At 30.2% G+C, this 17,870-nt stretch carries 18 protein-coding genes; 16 read left to right on the top strand and 2 right to left on the bottom strand.

Going from position 1 to position 17,870, the window contains the following annotated elements; translation table 11 throughout:
* The first annotated feature begins 1 nt into the window (after position 1).
* The 5 genes from OCV55_RS08175 to rsmH all read left to right on the top strand — a co-directional run bounded on the left by OCV55_RS08175 (position 2) and on the right by rsmH (position 4,867).
* Complete coding sequence (locus OCV55_RS08175; protein WP_022001214.1) at positions 2-958, top strand: N(4)-(beta-N-acetylglucosaminyl)-L-asparaginase; 957 nt, start codon at positions 2-4, stop codon at positions 956-958.
* 1 nt (position 959) lies between these two features.
* Entirely contained in the window at positions 960-2,066 is a 1,107-nt protein-coding gene (locus tag OCV55_RS08170; RefSeq protein WP_022001215.1) for a Sapep family Mn(2+)-dependent dipeptidase, read from the top strand.
* A gap of 8 nt (positions 2,067-2,074) precedes the next feature.
* Positions 2,075-2,833, top strand: a complete 759-nt coding sequence (locus tag OCV55_RS08165; RefSeq protein WP_147580318.1) for a copper homeostasis protein CutC — start codon at positions 2,075-2,077, stop codon at positions 2,831-2,833.
* A complete protein-coding gene (locus OCV55_RS08160) occupies positions 2,814-3,689 on the top strand; it encodes a YitT family protein (protein WP_022001217.1) in 876 nt (291 codons plus the stop codon). Before OCV55_RS08165 ends, OCV55_RS08160 begins: the two co-directional genes overlap by 20 nt.
* Positions 3,690-3,820: 131 nt before the next feature.
* Positions 3,821-4,867 carry a 16S rRNA (cytosine(1402)-N(4))-methyltransferase RsmH gene (gene rsmH / locus OCV55_RS08155; protein ID WP_147580317.1) on the top strand — a complete coding sequence of 349 codons (1,047 nt, stop codon included), beginning with the start codon at positions 3,821-3,823 and terminating at the stop codon, positions 4,865-4,867.
* Between the two features lie 25 nt (positions 4,868-4,892).
* Here rsmH and OCV55_RS08150 read toward each other — a convergent pair whose 3' ends face one another.
* A complete protein-coding gene (locus OCV55_RS08150; protein ID WP_147580316.1) occupies positions 4,893-5,747 on the bottom strand; it encodes a LysR family transcriptional regulator in 855 nt (284 codons plus the stop codon).
* Between the two features lie 96 nt (positions 5,748-5,843).
* Between OCV55_RS08150 and OCV55_RS08145 the strand changes: the two genes are divergently transcribed.
* From OCV55_RS08145 to OCV55_RS08130, 4 genes are all read left to right on the top strand, one after another.
* Positions 5,844-6,404: a chromate transporter gene (locus OCV55_RS08145; RefSeq protein WP_147580315.1), complete on the top strand. Its 561-nt coding sequence runs from the start codon at positions 5,844-5,846 to the stop codon at positions 6,402-6,404.
* Positions 6,401-6,955, top strand: a complete 555-nt coding sequence (locus OCV55_RS08140) for a chromate transporter (RefSeq protein WP_147580314.1) — start codon at positions 6,401-6,403, stop codon at positions 6,953-6,955. The genes OCV55_RS08145 and OCV55_RS08140 overlap by 4 nt, the downstream gene beginning before the upstream one ends.
* A gap of 11 nt (positions 6,956-6,966) precedes the next feature.
* Positions 6,967-7,563, top strand: a complete 597-nt coding sequence (locus tag OCV55_RS08135) for a hypothetical protein (protein WP_147580313.1) — start codon at positions 6,967-6,969, stop codon at positions 7,561-7,563.
* Between the two features lie 158 nt (positions 7,564-7,721).
* Complete coding sequence (locus OCV55_RS08130; protein ID WP_147580349.1) at positions 7,722-9,770, top strand: sortase B protein-sorting domain-containing protein; 2,049 nt, start codon at positions 7,722-7,724, stop codon at positions 9,768-9,770.
* 57 nt (positions 9,771-9,827) lie between these two features.
* On the opposite strand, the gene OCV55_RS08125 is transcribed toward OCV55_RS08130, so the two are convergent.
* On the bottom strand, positions 9,828-10,259 hold the full coding sequence (locus OCV55_RS08125) for an Rrf2 family transcriptional regulator (protein ID WP_147580312.1): 432 nt from the start codon (positions 10,257-10,259) through the stop codon (positions 9,828-9,830).
* Between the two features lie 150 nt (positions 10,260-10,409).
* On the opposite strand from OCV55_RS08125, the gene OCV55_RS08120 reads away from it, so the two are divergent.
* The 7 genes from OCV55_RS08120 to OCV55_RS08090 all read left to right on the top strand — a co-directional run bounded on the left by OCV55_RS08120 (position 10,410) and on the right by OCV55_RS08090 (position 17,406).
* The gene (locus tag OCV55_RS08120) at positions 10,410-13,004 is read left to right on the top strand and encodes a YhgE/Pip domain-containing protein (RefSeq protein ID WP_147580311.1); all 2,595 of its coding nucleotides are present in this window, start codon (positions 10,410-10,412) and stop codon (positions 13,002-13,004) included.
* Positions 13,005-13,119: 115 nt separating this feature from the next.
* Positions 13,120-14,064, top strand: a complete 945-nt coding sequence (locus OCV55_RS08115; RefSeq protein ID WP_147580310.1) for a 3-hydroxyacyl-CoA dehydrogenase — start codon at positions 13,120-13,122, stop codon at positions 14,062-14,064.
* A 62-nt stretch (positions 14,065-14,126) separates the two neighbouring features.
* On the top strand, positions 14,127-14,774 hold the full coding sequence (locus tag OCV55_RS08110; RefSeq protein WP_147580309.1) for an RNase H family protein: 648 nt from the start codon (positions 14,127-14,129) through the stop codon (positions 14,772-14,774).
* Between the two features lie 81 nt (positions 14,775-14,855).
* Positions 14,856-15,113, top strand: a complete 258-nt coding sequence (locus OCV55_RS08105; RefSeq protein ID WP_147580308.1) for a hypothetical protein — start codon at positions 14,856-14,858, stop codon at positions 15,111-15,113.
* 153 nt (positions 15,114-15,266) lie between these two features.
* Entirely contained in the window at positions 15,267-15,410 is a 144-nt protein-coding gene (locus OCV55_RS08100; protein ID WP_267309869.1) for a hypothetical protein, read from the top strand.
* Positions 15,407-15,799, top strand: coding sequence for a hypothetical protein (locus OCV55_RS08095; RefSeq protein WP_147580307.1), 393 nt, complete (start codon positions 15,407-15,409; stop codon positions 15,797-15,799). The genes OCV55_RS08100 and OCV55_RS08095 overlap by 4 nt, the downstream gene beginning before the upstream one ends.
* Before the next feature lie 122 nt (positions 15,800-15,921).
* Entirely contained in the window at positions 15,922-17,406 is a 1,485-nt protein-coding gene (locus OCV55_RS08090) for a glycoside hydrolase family 1 protein (protein ID WP_147580306.1), read from the top strand.
* Positions 17,407-17,870: the final 464 nt, after the last annotated feature.

Genomic DNA, 17,870 nt, shown 5'->3' with positions numbered 1-17,870 from the left:
AATGTGGGGAATAATAGCAACATGGCGTATGGCTGTTGAAGGAATTAGTGAAGCAAGCCATATTTTACAAGAAAAAGGAGATGCAGGAGATGCAATAGAAACAGCAATAAAAGCAGTTGAAGATTTTCCTTATTATAAATCAGTTGGTTATGGAGGACTTCCTAATGAAGAAATGGAAGTAGAGTTAGATGCAGCTTATATGGATGGAAATACATTAAGTATTGGAGCAGTTGCGGCTATTAAAGATTTTGCAAATCCGGTATCAATTGCTAGACGCTTATCTAAAGAAAAAGTAAATAATATTTTAGTTGGAGAAGGGGCTGAAAAATTTGCTCATAAAGAAGGCTTTGAACGTAAAAATATGCTTACAGACCGCGCTAAAATTCATTATAGAAATAGAGTGAAAGAAGTCCGTGAACAAGAAATAAAACCTTATGCAGGACATGATACAGTTGGTATGGTATGTCTTGACCAACAAGGGAAAATGACATCAGCAACTTCAACAAGTGGTTTATTTATGAAGAAAAAAGGACGTGTTGGAGATTCACCAATAGCGGGTTCAGGATTTTATGTTGATTCAAGTGTAGGTGGAGCTTCAGCAACTGGATTGGGAGAAGATCTAATGAAAGGATGTATTTCTTATGAAATCGTTCGCTTAATGGCAGAAGGTATGCACCCTCAAGCAGCTTGTGAAAAAGCAGTTAATCAACTTGATCATCGTTTAAAAGAAAGAAGAGGTCATGCAGGGGATCTATCGTTAATTGCAATGAATAATAAAGGAGAATGGGGAGTTGCAACTAATATTGAAGGATTTTCATTTGCGGTGGCAACGGAAAATCAAGAACCAATTGTTTATCTTACAAAAAATAAAGATGGAAAATGTATTCATGAAGTTGCAAGTCAAGAATGGCTTGATCATTATATGAAAACAAGGATGGCACCTTTAGAGGAAAAATAGTATGGAAGAAGAAATTATAAAAAAAATAGATATGCTTTCTTTAAGAATGATTGAGGATATTAAAACGATTGTAAAAATGCCAAGTGTTGAAGGAACTTTTCAACAAGGGGCACCTTTTGGTAAAGATATTGCTTTAACACTTGACAAGGTTTTAGAAATTGCTCAATCTTTAGGGTTTGAAACAAAAAATTTAGATCATTATATAGGATATGCACAATATGGTAAAGGTGAAGATTATATTGGCATTATTGGACATTTAGATGTTGTACCTACAGGTTTAGGTTGGAAACATCCCCCATTTAGTGCGTATGAAGAAGATGGATATATTTATTCACGAGGAATATTAGATAATAAGGGTCCAATTATGACATGCTTGTATGCATTATATGCGATTAAAGAACTAAATATTAAACTTCATAAGCCTGTAAGAATTATTTTTGGCTGTGATGAAGAAACTGGATTTAAAGATTTAGAGTATTATTTAAAACATGAAAAGCCGCCAGTCATGGGGTGGACACCGGACTGTAAGTATCCTGTGGTTTATGCAGAAAGAGGAAGAGCTGTTATTGAAATAAGTGCTAAAGAAAAACAAGTTGATGAATTTTTTTTGTTTATTAATAACTATTTTTTAAATGCTAATACGAATGCAGAAAAACTCGGTTTAGATTTTAAAGATGAAGAATTTGGTATAAATGAAATGCGTAATTTTGTATTGAAACATGAAAAAAGTAAACTTGTTTTTTCGGTCACATTTTCTTATCCTGCAAATATGACGCTAGAAACAATTGTTGAAACAATTAGAGAAAAAGCAAAAAACATGGAAGTAACATGTGTTCAACATTATTTTCCTGTAAAATTTGAAAAAGATTGCCCAATGGTTTCTTTGTTGTCTAAGGCTTATGAAAAAATAACGCATTTAGATGGAACACCTGTTACCACTACAGGAGGAACTTACGCTAAATTAATGCCTCATATTGTTCCTTTTGGTCCAAGTTTTCCGGGTCAAAAAGGTATTGGACATCAACCAAATGAATGGATGAAAATTGAGGATTTGAATACAAATGCAAAAATATATGCATTAGGAATTTATTATTTAGGAATGTTATAGGAGAGAGTATGGAAAGAATAATCGAAATATGTTGTGGAAGTTATGAAGATGCTTTAAATGCTTATCATGGTGGAGCAAAACGCATTGAACTTAATAATGCTTTACATTTAGGCGGTTTAACACCATCTCTAGCAACTTTAAAACTTACAAAAAAGAATACAAACTTAAAAGTAATTACGATGGTAAGACCAAGAGGAGCAGGATTTTGTTATAACGAGATTGAATTTGAAGTGATGAAAGAAGATGCAAAGTCTTTATTAGAAAATGGAGCCGATGGAATAGCTTTTGGTTGTTTAAATAAAGATGGTTCTATTTGTATTAAACAAACAAAAGAAATGATAGAAATCATAAAAAGTTATCAAGGAGAAGTTGTTTTTCATCGTGCATTTGATTGTGTTGAAGATCCCTATACTTCGATAGAATTATTAATTGAATTAGGAGTGGATCGTATTCTTACAAGTGGGTTAAAACCTAAAGCAATAGATGGAAAAGATCTAATTAAAAATTTACAAGAAAAATATGGAAGTCAAATTGAAATTCTTGCAGGAAGTGGCATGAATGCAAGTAACGCCAAAGAAATGATGAAGTATACAGGAATTTATCAAGTTCATAGTTCTTGTAAAGATTGGGTCAATGATGCAACAACACACAGACATGAGGTCTCTTATGCTTATGCCCCTGTTCCTCATGAAAATGATTATGATGTTGTCTCTAAGGAATTAGTTGAAAAAATTGTGAAAAGTATATATGATAAAAAAACTAAATAAAAATAAAAAAGCAAGAACATTGGTAACGTTTCTTTGTGTTTTGATTTCTGCGTTAAGTCAAGCGTATGTCATTCAAGTCTTTATTCAACCTGCAAATTTATTATCAAGTGGATTTACAGGGGTAGCTATTCTTATTGAGAAAATTACTTCTACTTATTTTGGCTTTTCGTTTTCAACATCATTAGGCATGATTGTTTTAAATGTACCGGTTGCTATTTTATGCTATAAAAATATTAGCCCTAGATTTACACTTTTTTCATTACTACAAGTATTTTTAGCGAGTTTGTTTTTAAAAGTGTGTCAATTTCAACCTTTATTTAATGATATTTTATTAAATATTACTTTTGGGGGAGTTTCCTATGGATTAATGGCAGTTCTTGTACTTAGAGGAAATGCTTCCACTGGAGGGACAGATTTTATTGCTCTCTATATTTCTAATAAAAAGGGTAAATCTATATGGGAATATGTTTTTGTTTTTAATACTCTAATTCTTATGATATTTGGATCAATGTTTGGTTGGATCCATGCAGGATATTCTATTTTATTTCAATTTATTTCAACAAAAACAATCGATTCTTTTTACCATCGTTATGAACGTGTAACATTACAAATAACAACAAAAAAATCAAAAGAAATTGTAGAGGCCTATATCCAATATTATCGTCATGGTATTTCTTGTGTTGAGGCTATTGGAGGATATTCAAAACAGCCAATGAATTTATTACATACAGTGGTTTCAAGTTATGAAGTCCAAGATATTATAGACTTAATGAAAGATGTGGATCCTGATTTGATAGTTAATGTTATAAAAACTGAAAATTTTTATGGTGGTTTTTATCAACAACCAATAGAATAAAAACTTATTTTTTATATATCCAAAATAGAAAAAATATTTTTACTACTGCTAATAATAAGTCTGTTATCTTTCTATTGTTTCTTAAAAGATTATTCGTTATATTATAAAGAGTAAAGAGATGAGGAATAATTATGAGTGAACAAATACATAAAAGAAGAAAAAGATATAAAGGAACACATCCTAGAAATTTTGAAGAAAAATATAAAGAATTAGATCCAGAAATGTATCCTGAAACGATTGAAAAAGTAATTTCTAAAGGAAGTACACCTGCAGGAATGCATATTTCTATTATGGTAGATGAAATATTAGAGTTTTTAGATATTCAACCAGGACAAGTTGGTTTAGATTGTACGTTAGGTTATGGTGGACATACATCTAAAATGTTAGAAAAATTAGATGGACAAGGTCATGTTTATGGATTAGATATTGATTCGATTGAAATTGAAAAGACAACACAAAGACTTAGAAATAAAGGATTTGATGAAAATCTTTTTACATCTATTTTAACGAACTTTAGAAATATTGACGAAGTAAGCGAAAAATATGGACAATTTGATTTTGTTTTAGCAGATTTAGGTGTATCATCAATGCAAATTGATAATCCAGAAAGAGGTTTTTCTTATAAAAAAGATGGACCTTTAGATTTAAGATTAAATCCTAAAGCTGGAAGACCCGCTTCTCAGATATTAAAAGAGTTATCTAGAGAAGATTTAGAAAATATTTTATTAGAAAACTCTGATGAACCTTATGCTGATATTTTAGCTAAAAACATATATTCTTTTATTCGTTCAGGAATGGAAGTAGAAACAACACGTCAACTTTATAAAATCATTGATAAGACATTAAATTTTATTGAAGATAAAAATAGAAAAGATATTGTTAATAAAACAGCAGCTCGAGTTTTTCAAGCTTTAAGAATAGAAGTCAATCAAGAATTTGAAGTTTTATATGAATTTGTTGAAAAACTACCTCATATTTTAAAACCAGGAGGAAGAGTAGCTATTTTAACTTTCCATTCAGGTGAAGATCGTATTGTTAAAAAGGCTTTTAAGGAAATGAAAAATAGTGGTGTTTATGAAGATGTATGTCGAAATGTAATACGACCAACTAAAGAAGAATGTCATCGAAATTCAAGAGCTAAATCAACAAAAATGCGTTGGGCAATTAAAGCTAAATAATAAAAGGAATAATGATTTTTGGTCATTATTCCTTTTTTTTAATAAGCTCAAATATTTCTTGATAGAGAGGAAGGAGTTTTTTGTCTTTATGCATAACAATATGATACGTTCTTTGTATTTGAAAATCATTATTTTTTAAATAAGTTATTTCTTTTGATTCTTTAACTAAAGAATAAGGAAGAATCGTAAAACCATCATTTTGTTTAACAAGTTCAATTAAAGCATGAGGATTTGTACATTCAATAGTTGGCACAATATCTAAATCATGACTTATAAAATAACTATGAACAAGTTCATAAATAGAACTTCCTTTTTCACGTGAATAATAATCAAAATGTTCTAATTCTTTTAAATCTTTTACTTTTAATAAAGGGTGCTTTTGATGAACAACAATAACAAGTTCATCTTGATAGAAAGCAATTTTTTTTAATTGATGAAGCGGTGTTGTTTCAATTAAAGCAAAATCAAGTTCATTTTTTAAAAGTAAATTTTCTATATATTCAAGATTATTAACGATAATATGAAAATGAATAGTTGGATAAATCATTTTTAATTTTTTTAATAATTGAGGTAAAAAAACTTGTGCCATAGTGACACTACAACCAAAAGAAATATTTTCTACATGATCTTCATACATTTCATTTTCCATATTTTCAAGAGATGAAAGAATCTGTAATGAATGATTATATAAAAGATGAGCTTTTTTTGTAGGATAAATTTGACGGTTCATACGATCGAATAAGGGTGTTTGATATTTTTCTTCTAATTCTTTAATAGCTAATGAAACAGAAGGTTGGCTAATGTGTAATTCTTTGGATGCTTTAGTAATACTTTGATTTTGATAAACACTCATAAAGATTTCTAGATGTCTAAATGTCATAATGCCTCCTTATATAGGTAAATACCTATGTATAATATAATTATATAATATTTTACAGATGAATCAATGTGTATTAAGATGAAATAGGTGATATAAATGAAGAAAAAAAGAAAATTATTAATGGAATTGTTTACCTCTACACTTTATTTATCAGCATTTACTTTTGGTGGAGGTTATGTGATTGTTTCTTTATTAAAAGAAAGATTTGTGGATCAACTTCATTATATTGATGAAAAAGAAATGTTGGATTTAGTAGCGATTGCACAAAGTGCTCCAGGAGCAATAGCTGTTAATGGAGCGATTGTTTTAGGATATAAAATGGCAGGAATTTTAGGGATTATTGTTTGTGTGATAGGGACAATTATTCCTCCTATTGTGATTATTAGTGTGATAGCTTATTTTTATAAAATATTTATTACGAATAAAATCATAAGTGCGATGTTACTTGGAATGCGTGCAGGAATTGGAGCAATTATTGTAAGTGTTGTTTATGATATGGCTTTAAGTGTCATGGATGAACATCAAGGTAGAAATATCTTAATTATGATTGTCTCATTTGTTTTGAATTATTTCTTTAATATTAATATTATGTACATTATTCTAGGATGTATTTTACTTGCTATTATTGATTTAGTGATGAGGAGGAAAAAAGCATGATCTATTTACAATTATTTTGGGCATTTTTCCAAATAGGACTCTTTAGCTTTGGGGGTGGTTATGCCGCTTTACCACTTATTAGTCAACAAGTAATCTCCACCTATCATTGGATCAGTCAGAATACATTTACGGATCTTATTACGATTTCCCAAATGACACCAGGACCCATTGCGGTCAATTCTTCAACATTTGTTGGACAATATGTAGCTCATTTACCCGGTGCTCTTATTGCCACTTTTGGTTGTATTTTACCTTCATGTATCATTGTTTCATTACTTGCTTATTTTTATGTAAAATATAAAGATATGAAAGTAATGAAAACAATTTTAGCTTATTTAAGACCAGCAGTTGTTTCAATGATTGCGATTAGTGGAATCAGTATTTTGATTTCTTCATTTTTTAAAGATTCATTAATTGGTATTTCTTATATAAGATACCATGCAATTATTGTTTTTATCATCTGTTTGCTTTTACTTAGAAAATATAAGTTAAATCCAATTCTAGTTATGGTTCTTGCAGGAATCAGTGAAGTAGTTATTCAAATAATTTAGGAGGAAAGAGAATGTATATTTATTATCCAAGTTGTAACTTTGCTACAATGCATCTTCAAACAGCAAAAAAAGTAAGAGATTATTTTGAAAAACAAATGCCGATTGCAAGATGTTGTAAAATTGATAAAAGAGAATTTGAAAAAGGCGATATTGGTTTATATGTATGTCAAGCTTGTAGAAAGCAAATAGAGAATCAAGTAAAGACTATGTCTGTTTGGGAATATTTTGATCAATTAGATAATTTTGATTTTCCTGATTATCATGGACAAAAAATGTATTTACAGGATTGTTTTCGTGATAGAAATCATCCTGAAGTACATCAAGCTGTTAGAAGTCTTTTAAAGAAAATGAATATCGAAGTTATTGAAATGAAAAATAATAAAGACAATTCTATTTTTTGTGGAACACTCCATTATGAATCAAAAGCGTTAGATGATACACATTTATCACATTATCCTAAAGATGTACAAGAAAAATACATGCAAGAATATGTTCAACAATTTGATAATAAGAAAATTATTTGTGTTTGTAATCGATGTTTAAAAGGAATTCTTTTAGGAAAAGGAAATGGTGTTCATTTATTAGAATTGTTATTTAATAAAAAATAAGATGTATTTAAGAATATTTTATAATAGATAGCTCAAGGAACAGTCCTTGAGTTTTTGTTTGTAAAAAATGGAAGCGCTTAAGTTTATAAATTGACATTTTTGTAGTTCTTATATAAAATAATGATACAGGGAGTATCAACAAAAAGGAGGGAAATAAAATGAGAAAAAGACATCGTAAAAGTTTTATATTAGGAATTATAATAAGTATTTTCTTTAGTATTACATGTATGTCGATACCAGTATTTGCGAAAGATGCCCCAAATGGTATTTGGACAGATTATGCAGCAATTGATTTTGCAGGAGGAAGTGGAACAGCTGAAGACCCATGGCAAATTGAAACAGCAGAACAGCTTGCTAAATTGGCGGTAGATGTTAACTCTGGTATAGTCGATAAAACTCATGCCAAAGAATATTTTGTATTGACAGCAGATCTTGATTTAAGTGCACATCGTTGGATTCCAATTGGTTATGGAGATTCTAATGATAGTTTTCATGCATTTAGTAGCTACTTTAATGGTAATAATAAAACAATTACAGGTCTTTATATAGATGAAACTCAAGAAGGGGTAAGTGCTGGTTTATTTGGAAATTTTAGTGGATATGAGCTAAAAAATATTATCATATCTGATGCTTATGTAAAAGCATCATGTAAAGATAGAAATGCAGCAGGAGTTCTAATTGGAAATGCTTCACAAGGATATGGGATGTCTATTTCTGTAAGTAATTGTAAAGTTTCAGGAACAGTAGAAAATACCAAAGCATTGAGTGGGGGATTAGTAGGGTATAACAGTTATGGAACTTATAAAGACTGCGTGGTAGATGTTGAAGTCATTGGCGAAGGTAAAAGTGGTGGCTTCATAGGTGAAGATTTTAATGGGATTTATCAAAACTGTATCGCTAAAGGTAATGTGAGTGGTTCATGGTCTGTAGGAGGATTTGCAGGGGTGTTATTCTTTGAAAGCGGTGTGGATAAATGTGCTTCTTATGGTAAAGTAACAGCAAGTGATTGGAATGTGGGTGGCTTTGCTGGATATGTTGAGTCAGATGTTGAAATAAAAAATAGTGTAGCTTTTGGTGATGTAGAAAGTATAGTTACTGATTTTGAACCAAAAGTTGGTGGTTTTGCAGGTACAAATGATGGCAGTACTATTACTAAAAGTTGCTCATCTGGAAAAATTACTAGTTCTTCAAAAACATATAGCCCAGGAGGCTTTGTAGGGAATCCAAATAGTAATGGGATTTTTATAGATAATTCTTTCGATGTAGAAAAAAATCCAAATTTAAAAGCAATGGGAGGATCTGATAGTACAGATTTAACAGGTGTTCAACCTAGTACAACAAAGGATGTTTTATCAAATATTTGCGAGTATTATTATGGTGAGCATGATTGGAACGACACCATGTCAGTAGATAAAGAAGCTACTTGTACAGAATCTGGTGAAAAATCTTTTCATTGTAGAAGGTGTGATGTTACAAGTGGAACACAAATAATTGATCCAAAAGGACATCATCTTCAATTAGTAGAAGAAAAACCAGCTACTTGTACAGAAGATGGATTTGAAGAATACTGGAAATGTGAAGATTGTGGATTAATGTATTCAGATAGTAATATGATAAATTCTATAAGTAAACCTATTGTTATTAAAGCTACAGGACATAAATTTGGTAATTGGCAAATTGTGCGAGAAGCTACTGAAAAACAAGAAGGTGAACAAAAGAGAGTCTGTGAAGTTTGTAAGTATGAAGAAACAGAAAAAATTTCCAAAGTTGTACCATCTCCAGGACAAGAAGAATATAAAATTTTAGATGGTGCTGATAGTTCATGGACACAAGATGCTCATAAAGGCCTTGTAATTAGAGGTAATGGGGAATTTTCAAAATTCAAATGTGTAAAAGTAGATGGTATTATTGTTGATACAAAGAATTATACTGTTAGCGAAGGTTCAACTGTTGTAACATTAAAAGAAGATTATCTTAACACACTAGCTGCAGGAAAACATGCATTTGAAATTGTATGGACAGATGGCTTGGCAAGTACAACATTTACTGTTGTTAAAGATAATAATAACTTAGTACAAGTAACAGGTAATAAGAATAGCATAGTTACAAAAACAGGAGATACTGCTAATTATGTTTTATATAGCATACTTCTTATGATATCTTTTGTCGGATTAGTTGTTACGGTTAAAAAAATTGAAATGATTTAAGCAAAAAATAGAAATAGAACCATATAATAAAAATAGGCTTATTCAAATAGCCTATTTTTATATTGTATTTTGATGAACATAATTTGTAATCTCACCAAGATTGATTTCTTTGAGTTTTTGTTTATATTGATTTTCAGCAGCATCTAAATGATTGATAATGATATCTTCTGTATGTTGAATATTTAATGCTGGATCAAAGACTTTATCAACTAAATGTGTAGTTTCAATAAATTTTTCTTTTCCTTCAATTGCTTCAAAAATATCTAAAAAAGAAATATCATTCATTTTTTTGTTTAAAATAAAACCACCTAGCTTACTTGCCTTAGAGGTAATAAGACCAGCTACTACAAGTTGTCTAGTTACTTTTTTTAAATATGAATCAGAAACATCTAACATTTTACTTAATTCATGACTTTTAAGTGGTCCTTCACTTGTACCAATAAGCAATAAAATACAAATTGCTTGTTCAAAACTTTTTCTAATTCTCATTGTAATCCCTTCCCTTTTTTTATTATAACTAATTTTTTATATTTTGTATGTAAGAATATTGACATTTATATTGAAAAAATTATAATACTCTATAGACATTATATATCTATGGATGTAAAATGTCTATAGAGGATAGAAAGAAGGATATTTATGATTAAGCAAGAGTGGAAAAACATTTTAAAAAATCATTGGATTCAAATTGTTTTAGTTGCTCTTATTCTTATTCCTAGTATTTACACAGTTGTCTTCCTTGGATCTATGTGGGATCCATATGGAAACAGTGGAGATCTTCCTGTCGCTGTCGTGAATAAAGATAAGGCAGTTGAATACAACGATAAGAAATTAGACGTTGGTGATCAATTAGTCAAAAAATTAAAAGACAACGATTCATTAGATTTCCATTTTGTAAATTCAAAAGAAGCAAATAAGGGACTAAAAAATGGTGACTATTATATGGTCATTACGATTCCAAGCAATTTCTCCAAAAATGCAACAACTTTGTTGGATAAAAATCCTAAAAAGATGGTTTTAAATTATACAACAAACCCAGGTACAAACTATGTTGCATCAAAAATGGATGATTCAGCAATCGCAAAAATTAAAGCTGAAGTTTCAGCTTCAGTAACAAAAACATATGCTGAAACAATCTTTACTTCAATTGGAACAATGTCAAATGGATTTGCTGAAGCCAGCGATGGTACTCAACAATTATCTGATGGTATGACTCAATTAGAAGATGGTAACAAAACTATTAGTGATAACTTAAAAGTATTAGCAAGTAGTTCTTTAACATTTAAAGATGGTACAAATACTTTAACTAAAGGTTTAAAAGATTACACAAATGGTGTTGTTACAGTAAATAATGGTATTTACCAATTAAAAACAGGTGTTGGTACTTTAGGTAGTGCTACTCCTACATTAGCTAGTGGTGTAAGTGATTTAAATACTGGCGCTCAAGCATTAAATAAAGGTGTTAGTGATTATACAGCAGGTGTAAGTCAAGCATTAGCTGGTGCAAATCAATTGGTTGAAAATAACACAGAATTAAATGCAGGTGTTAAAGCATTAGGTGAAGGTGCTGAAAAATTAGTTGCAGGAAATCAACAAGTAGTTGATGGTGTAAAAAAATTACAAGAAAATCTTGAAACTTCCAAAAAAACTATGGCAGCAAGTCAAGATTCATTGACTCAATTATCTGATGGAAAAACATCATTAGATAATTATGCTACATTAATTAAAACATTAAATGCAAGTGGTGATGCTCAAAAACAAGGAATTGCTAGTAAATTATTAACTAGTGGAATGTCAAGAGCAGAAATCGTTGCTTATGGTTTAACAAATTATTTCCCTGTAGATAAATATAAAGACGGTGTAGCTTCATATATGGATTCGGTTGCTACTTATACAACAGGTGCATCTACAGCAATTAATACATTATCTAGTTCAACTAAATCAAGTTTAAATGATTTAGATGCAGCTCTTAATGGTGGAACTTTAACAGATGGTACAAAAGTTCCTACAGGATTAGTAAGTGGAACTCAAACAGTCCAAGCTGGATTAAATGAAGTGAATGCAAAAGTTAATGGTGGTAAATATGTAACTGTTGACAATGATGGAAATATTAAACAAGTAACTGTTGATTCTAAAGATGCTTTAGTTGCAGGTGTTCAAGCTTATACAGCTGGTGTGGATAGTTTACAAAAAGGTTTAACACAAATCGCTGATAACAATACAGCTTTAACAAGTGGTGCTACTGCTTTAGCTGATGGTACTTCAAAATTAAACAGTAATGTTCCTGAATTAACTAAAGGAATTACAGCTTTAACAAGTGGTGTTGATCAATTGGCTACAGGTACTTCAACATTAGTAAGCAATAATGCTACATTAATGAATGGTGCTAATCAATTATCTGATGGTGCTGGTCAAATTAGTGATGGTGCTAGTAAGTTGGCTGCTGGTTCTGATACTTTAGGTGATGGAATTAAGAGTGCAGCTGATGGTGTAACTACTTTAAATGATGCATTAAAATCTGGGGCAGAAGAAAGTAAGATTGATTCAACAGATAAAACTACTGATATGGTAGCTACTCCTGTTGAAACAAGTCATAAAGAAATTTCTAAAGTTGAAAATAACGGTCATGCAATGGCTCCTTATATGATGTCAGTTGGTTTATATGTAACATGCTTAGCATTTGCTTTAATGTATCCAATTAGACATGGTATTAAAAAAGCTGAAAATGCATGGAAATATTGGGCAAGTAAAGCAACTGTTATGTATACAGTTTCTACATTAGCAGCTATCGTAATGGTTACTGCTTTAAGATTAATTAATGGATTTGAACCTGTTAATTTAGGTTTAACATACTTACTTGCAATTCTCGTATCGGCGGCATTTATGTCACTTGTCATGTTATTAAGTTTAACAACTGGATTTATTGGTGACTTCTTATTACTTGTATTCATGATTGTTAACTTAGGTGGTTCTGCTGGTACATATCCATTAGATACAGGTCCAGCTATCTACAAAGCTATTCATAAATTTGTACCATATACTTATAGTGTAGATGGATTTAGAAAAACAATTAGTATGACAGCTCCTTCAATTTCAGTTGAAATTGCAGTGTTTGCAGGAATCTTAATAGTATGTTCATTATTAACAGTTGTTTACTTCAAATATAAAAACAAAGAAGATAAACATGCAATTCCTCAAATGTTTGAAGAAGTAAATTCAACAAAAGCTGAATAGTATAAAGGAATCCTAGAAATAGGGTTCTTTTTTATATGTAGTTCAAACTAAAAGCAAAAATATATTTTGTGAACATTTTAACAAAATGGTAAAATAAAGGTAGGAGGATGAATCTATGGAAATTAAAAATATTGTTGTTATTGGTGGAGGCGTTTTAGGAAGTCAAATTGCTTATCAAGCAGCTTATTGTGGTTTTGATGTAACGATTTGGCTTAGAAGTGAAGGAAGTATAGGAAGATGTCAGCCTAAATTAGATCATTTAAAAGAGGTTTATCATGATACGATTACTTTAATGGATAGCGATAAAGGAAAGACACCTCAAAATTGGGCCATGGGTATTAGTGATTATGAAGATTTTGATAAAGAACAATGTTTAGAAAAAGCTAATAAGGCCTATGAAAATATTAAATTAGAATTAGATTTACAAAAAGCAGTCAGTGATGCCGATTTAATTATTGAATCAATGGCTGAAAATGTAGAACAAAAAATAGATATTTATAAAAAAATGGCAGATTTATTACCTGAAAAGACAGTTATCGTTACGAATTCATCTACATTATTACCATCGAAGTTCGCTAAATATACAAAACGTCCAGAAAAATATTTATCATTACATTTTGCAAATAGTATTTGGAAAAATAATATGACAGAAGTCATGGCACAAAAACAAACGAATCAAAAATATTTTGATTTGATTATGGATTTTGCTAAAGAAATAAGAATGATACCATTACCTGTTCGTAAAGAAAAATCAGGATATTTATTAAATTCAATGCTTGTTCCTTTATTATTTTCAGGTATGGATCTTTATGTTAATGGGGTTAGCGATCCTGAAAGTATAGATAAAGCTTGGACTTTAGGTACAGGTGCTCCTAAAGGACCTTTCCAAATTTTAGATACGGTAGGACTTACGACAGCTTATAATATTGTTTCAATGTATTTAAAAGTTCCTTCATTTTTAGCTCCTTATAATTTTAAAGGTATGGCTAAGATGTTAAAGAAGTATATTGATGAAGGAAAATTAGGAATGTCTTCTGGAGAAGGCTTTTATAAATATTAGAAGAATTGTTTGTATTCTTCTTTTTATTTATTATAACTATAAAGAGGGATGGAGATGGAAAAATGGCCAAAAAGGTACTGTATGTCGCAATTGATAAACTAACAAAAGAGGTTTATAAATTTAAACAATGGAGCGAATGTCAAAAACTTGTAAGCGAAGGAAAATATGTTTATAAGGGGTTTTCGCAAGAAGAGTTAAAAGATGTAGAGAGCTATATTGCATCTTTTAAACAAACAATGGATGAATCACAACTTAATTTAAATGAAAAAGATGTACCATATGCTTATGTAGATGGAAGTTGTTTAACAAATGGAGATACATGTTATGCTTATAGCTTTGGTGTAATAATTGTTGAAAATAATCAAGAAATTTATACAAACTGTCAAAAATTTGATGATGAATTTGTAGAATATAATCAGGTTATGGGAGAATTAAAAGCAGCGTTAGATGCAGTTTCTTATTGCGTTCAACAAGGATACAAGAAAATGTATGTAATTCATGATTATGAAGGTGTTGCTTTCTATGCAACAGGAGCGTGGGTTAATGAAGATGAAAGACTTGAAAATCTTTATGTAAAACAAATGAAAGAATATGAAAAACAAATTGAAATTACTTTTGTGAAAGTAAAATCACATGTCGCAAATAAAACGAAAATCAATCGATATAATGATCGAGCAGATGAACTTGCTAACTTAGCGCTTGGTAGATAATTGGAAAGAAATTTCCAATTTTTTTACAAAAAAGAAGAAAAAAGCAAAAAAAGAGCGAATAAATAAGTAGGAGGACTACTTATGGAAACGGTAATACAAAATACAATAACCAATCATAAAATCATGTTAGGTCAACATTACAAAGCAATCGTAGGAAATCAGGAGATGCTAGCAAGAATGATTCATGAATTTGTAAAAGAAGCAAGACATTTAAGTGTTAAAGAAATTATAAAAATCATCAAGGATGAACAGCGTTTTAGGTGGTTCAATAATGAAAATATGATACCAAACTATGGAACAGTAAAGTTTGATATGTTATGTTGTGTTGATCTTCCTTAATTAAATGGAACCAATAAACGAATCTATTTAAATGTTGAAATACAAAATAATATTCATCCAGGTTATTTACTTGTAACAAGAGGAAGAGCGTATGTACTAAGGATATTAACGACACAATGGGGAAGGGAATATGATGATAAAAACTATGATGAAATGAAGAAAGTCTATTCATTGTGGATCATGCCACAAGCAACAAAAAGAAAAGATGGAGATGTAGATGTTTACAAAGTAAAAAAGAAAGGAGGAATAGAAAAGAAGAAAACAAAGAAAATTATGACGAGGAAGAACTTATTATGATATGCTTGAACCAGAAACATGATACTACAAAAAAGTATCCCAAACATGATGAAGTACTCATGCCATTAGTAGCCTTTTTAAATAATAGAATAGACTATCAAGGGAAGAAAGAGATTATTAAAGGATATGGATTTAAGGAAATAGAAAGGGAGGTCAAAGAAATGTGTGATTATGCAAACTATCTTGAAAGAAAAGCAAAAAATGAAGGAATCAGTCAAGGAATTAGTCAAGGAATCAACCAAGGCAAAAAAATAGAACGTAAAGAAAAGAATATAGAACATGTAAGAAATGTGATGAATGAGTTAAATTGTTCATATCAAAGAGCAACAAACATTTTAAAATTATCAGAGAATGGAAAAAAGAGTATTGAAAAGCATTTTCAATCTTAATGATTAAAAGATATGTTTAAAGAGTAATTAAAAAGATTGCTCTTTTTTTCATATTATGAAACGAATAAATCTCTTGTTTTGTAAGTGTTATAATACCTCCTAGATAAACGGAGGTAGAGAAAATGAGTTTTCCAAAAGATTTTTTATGGGGTGGCGCTATTGCTGCTAATCAATATGAAGGTGCTTGGTTGGAAGATGGGAAACAACCGAACGTTACAGATGTACTTGTAGGTATTATGTCTAAAGATCCTGGTATTCAATGGAATGAAGATAAGAAAAAATATGAAATGAAATTAAATCCTGATAAAGTTTATTTATCACATGATGCCGTAGATGGGTATCATCGTTACCGTGAAGATTTAAAATTAATGAAAGGTATGGGATTCAATAGTTTTAGAACTTCTATTGCTTGGGGAAGAATTTTCCCTAATGGGGATGAACTTGAACCAAATGAAGCAGGTCTTGCTTATTATGATGATATGTTTGCATGCATGAATGAATTAGGAATGGAACCTGTCATTACTTTATCACATTATGAAACCCCATTACATTTAATTACTGAATATGGTGGATGGTCTAATCCTCAATTAATTGATTTTTGGTTACGTTATGTAAAAACTGTTTTTACACGTTATAAAGGAAAAGTTAAGTTCTGGCTTACATTTAATGAAGTCAATGCGTTATTTAGAATGCCGCTTGTTGCTGGTGGGGTTCTTACAATCAAAGATCCTAAAGATCCTAGTGATCCAATTGGTTCAACAACAAAACAAGATCAATGGGATGCTTATCATAATATCTTAGTCGCAAATGCGAAAACAGTTCAATTAGGACATGAAATTAGTGAAGATTACCAAATTGGCTGTATGATGACAGCTTCATCAGTAGCTACTTATCCATATAACTGTGATCCTTTAAATGTTGTTGGAACTTTAGATGCTCAACGTATGAATATTTTCTTTATGGCAGATCCATTCTGCTTAGGTATTGTACCAACTTATTTAAAGAAAGTATGGAAAGAAGATCAAGTAAATGTAGAATTTAGTGATGAAGAATTAAAATTGATTAAAGAAAATACAGTTGATTTCTTATCATTTAGTTATTATCGTTCAACAACATTTGATCGTGATGTGAACTTAAAAGTAGATACAGGTGGACTTACATGCCGTGATAATCCATATCTTAAAGATAAAGCACCTCAACCTTGGGGATGGGCTGTTGATCCGGTAGGATTACGTTATACTTTAAATGTTTTATATGATCGTTATCGTTTACCATTATTAATTGTAGAAAATGGTGTTGGTTTAGATGAAAATATTGATGAAAAAGGTGAAATTCATGATGATTTCAGAGTTCATTATATTGAAGAACATTTAAAGAATGTTAATGATGCTATTGAAGATGGTGTTGATTGTCGAGGATATTTATATTGGGGTCCAATCGATGTTGTATCAGCTGGTACTGGTGAAATGAAAAAACGTTATGGTTTTGTTTATGTAGATCGTTTTAATGATGGACATGGTACGCTAGAAAGAAAATTAAAAGATTCTTATTATCGTTATAAAGAAATAATTGAATCTAATGGAGAAGTTTTATTAGAGGATGAATAAGGTGTGATTTTAAAAATCACATCTTTTTTTGACATTTTTTTAGTGTAATCATATCTGATGATAAAGGGGGTAAGCAAGATGGATATCTATGTAGAATTAACTTATTGTATGAATGGTATCAATGATTTCATTCTTGCTTAATATTCATTGGTCTTTTATGAAAATCCTTTTCTTGAGTTTTTTAAGTAATATATCAGTTATTCTCATTTATATAGACTATTTGCCATATATAAGTTTTTTATACTGGTTTGTCCTTTTTTTATTTTTTTTCTTAATTAACCATCTGACACATGTGCATAGTATGGTTCGGATAAATTGAGTACAGTAATAATTGCTTTTTTAGGACATGGATGTGATTTCAAAACATATTTCTTTATTTTTGTTCATGAAGTTCTTTCCAGTATATCTATGGTTGAAACGCCATTCTTGTTCATTCAAAAACAAAGGTAAGTCACGTTTAGTTA

This window comes from [Clostridium] ammoniilyticum (assembly GCF_025566905.1).
In the GTDB taxonomy this organism is placed as follows: domain Bacteria; phylum Bacillota_I; class Bacilli_A; order Erysipelotrichales; family Coprobacillaceae; genus Faecalibacillus; species Faecalibacillus intestinalis.
The sequence above is the reverse complement of the archived record's forward strand: the minus strand, read 5'-3'. Positions and strand labels throughout refer to the sequence as shown.

What these genes read in the sequence shown, in the direction of transcription:
- OCV55_RS08175 (WP_022001214.1), top strand. Translation starts at nt 2, where the DNA reads ATGTGGGGAATAATAGCAACATGGCGTATGGCTGTTGAAGGAATTAGT.
- OCV55_RS08170 (WP_022001215.1), top strand. Translation starts at nt 960, where the DNA reads ATGGAAGAAGAAATTATAAAAAAAATAGATATGCTTTCTTTAAGAATG.
- OCV55_RS08165 (WP_147580318.1), top strand. Translation starts at nt 2,075, where the DNA reads ATGGAAAGAATAATCGAAATATGTTGTGGAAGTTATGAAGATGCTTTA.
- OCV55_RS08160 (WP_022001217.1), top strand. Translation starts at nt 2,814, where the DNA reads ATGATAAAAAAACTAAATAAAAATAAAAAAGCAAGAACATTGGTAACG.
- rsmH (WP_147580317.1), top strand. Translation starts at nt 3,821, where the DNA reads ATGAGTGAACAAATACATAAAAGAAGAAAAAGATATAAAGGAACACAT.
- OCV55_RS08150 (WP_147580316.1), bottom strand. Translation starts at nt 5,747, where the DNA reads ATGACATTTAGACATCTAGAAATCTTTATGAGTGTTTATCAAAATCAA.
- OCV55_RS08145 (WP_147580315.1), top strand. Translation starts at nt 5,844, where the DNA reads ATGAAGAAAAAAAGAAAATTATTAATGGAATTGTTTACCTCTACACTT.
- OCV55_RS08140 (WP_147580314.1), top strand. Translation starts at nt 6,401, where the DNA reads ATGATCTATTTACAATTATTTTGGGCATTTTTCCAAATAGGACTCTTT.
- OCV55_RS08135 (WP_147580313.1), top strand. Translation starts at nt 6,967, where the DNA reads ATGTATATTTATTATCCAAGTTGTAACTTTGCTACAATGCATCTTCAA.
- OCV55_RS08130 (WP_147580349.1), top strand. Translation starts at nt 7,722, where the DNA reads ATGAGAAAAAGACATCGTAAAAGTTTTATATTAGGAATTATAATAAGT.
- OCV55_RS08125 (WP_147580312.1), bottom strand. Translation starts at nt 10,259, where the DNA reads ATGAGAATTAGAAAAAGTTTTGAACAAGCAATTTGTATTTTATTGCTT.
- OCV55_RS08120 (WP_147580311.1), top strand. Translation starts at nt 10,410, where the DNA reads ATGATTAAGCAAGAGTGGAAAAACATTTTAAAAAATCATTGGATTCAA.
- OCV55_RS08115 (WP_147580310.1), top strand. Translation starts at nt 13,120, where the DNA reads ATGGAAATTAAAAATATTGTTGTTATTGGTGGAGGCGTTTTAGGAAGT.
- OCV55_RS08110 (WP_147580309.1), top strand. Translation starts at nt 14,127, where the DNA reads ATGGCCAAAAAGGTACTGTATGTCGCAATTGATAAACTAACAAAAGAG.
- OCV55_RS08105 (WP_147580308.1), top strand. Translation starts at nt 14,856, where the DNA reads ATGGAAACGGTAATACAAAATACAATAACCAATCATAAAATCATGTTA.
- OCV55_RS08100 (WP_267309869.1), top strand. Translation starts at nt 15,267, where the DNA reads ATGAAGAAAGTCTATTCATTGTGGATCATGCCACAAGCAACAAAAAGA.
- OCV55_RS08095 (WP_147580307.1), top strand. Translation starts at nt 15,407, where the DNA reads ATGATATGCTTGAACCAGAAACATGATACTACAAAAAAGTATCCCAAA.
- OCV55_RS08090 (WP_147580306.1), top strand. Translation starts at nt 15,922, where the DNA reads ATGAGTTTTCCAAAAGATTTTTTATGGGGTGGCGCTATTGCTGCTAAT.